Source organism: Microcoleus sp. Pol7_B2, assembly GCF_036701035.1.
GTDB lineage: Bacteria > Cyanobacteriota > Cyanobacteriia > Cyanobacteriales > Microcoleaceae > Microcoleus.
Window position 1 is genome coordinate 1 of the sequence record NZ_JAUBQB010000202.1, and the last position, 1,147, is coordinate 1,147.

Here is a 1,147-nt window from a genome sequence, read left to right on the forward strand (position 1 = left end):
ACTAGACATCTCCGAAAACAATCAAAGCCTCTCTATAGTTAAGTTATACGACATCAATGTAATCATCGTAAATTAGCTAGTGTGTACAATAAAACAAGACTTTGAGATATTTATTGTTGATAATTATGCCAAAATAGTGAGTGAACTTTGTTAATTTTAATCGGACGCTTTCACCGCTTGTTCTGGTAATATTAAGGCTCCAATTCGCAACCTTACTATTCCACAAATCGTTAAAATTACTTTCTCATATTTTTGGGAATTCAACCTAAATCTTTCTTGGACAACTCGAAATATTTTGAGCGAGCGAATTCGATGTTCAACAAAGATTCTTTTAGCCGAAAATGCTTTGTTTTGTTCTTTTTGTTCAGTTGTTAATTCTCGATTTCTGGGTTTTTTAATAGGAGTTGTAATTAAAGCTTCTCCAACGTAAGCTTTATCTCCCTTAAATCTTTGTTGAGGGTCAAACTGTGAGCGTTCTTCTCGGAATAAAGTTATATCGCTTTTAGGTCCAGGTTCCCCTGCCACAACATCAACGATATCTCTACCATCTGGCATGATAATTATTTGACTTTTGAATGTATGAGTAATCTTCTTGCCTGAAAAGTATTTTTCTTGTTCATCCTTATCTCCAGGTCTTTCTCTGACTTGTTCGTAGGTATCTACTATTAATTCATATTCTGTGAGTATTTCCTTGACTATTTCATAGTCAGCAGCGTTTTTTTTTACTTGTTCAAGTAAGCTACATGGTAGCAATTCTCGCAGGTGCGGCAACCAATAGTTAAATGTATCATTAGCTGTAGACTCACTTACTCCAAACTGGATGCCCAGAATTTGAAATGTTATCATATGCCTCAGATAGACCACTGTTAAAATTATTTGTTCGCCCATAGATAGTTTCGGTTTTCTACCGCCTCCACCAGCAATAAGTCTAACTTTCTTTGATTCTAATAAAGCTTGTTTTTCATGATGTAATCGTTCCGCGTTTTGGATTAATTGTTGTAACTGCTCATAATCCAAGCCAATTAATCGCTGTGTTTCTTTAGGATGCTCTTCAATATGATTTAGTATGTCGCTCATGTTTCTGTGTCAAAAAAGCTTTAGGATGTGATATTATCACGAATTGTTACTATTTTGGAGATGTCTACTG

Annotated in this window: 1 protein-coding gene; it reads right to left on the reverse strand. The window is 35.0% G+C overall.

Going from position 1 to position 1,147, the window contains the following annotated elements:
• Positions 1 to 156: 156 nt before the first annotated feature.
• Entirely contained in the window at positions 157 to 1,077 is a 921-nt protein-coding gene (locus tag QUA57_RS28570) for a transposase family protein (protein WP_333065171.1), read from the reverse strand.
• Between the last annotated feature and the right edge of the window lie 70 nt (positions 1,078 to 1,147).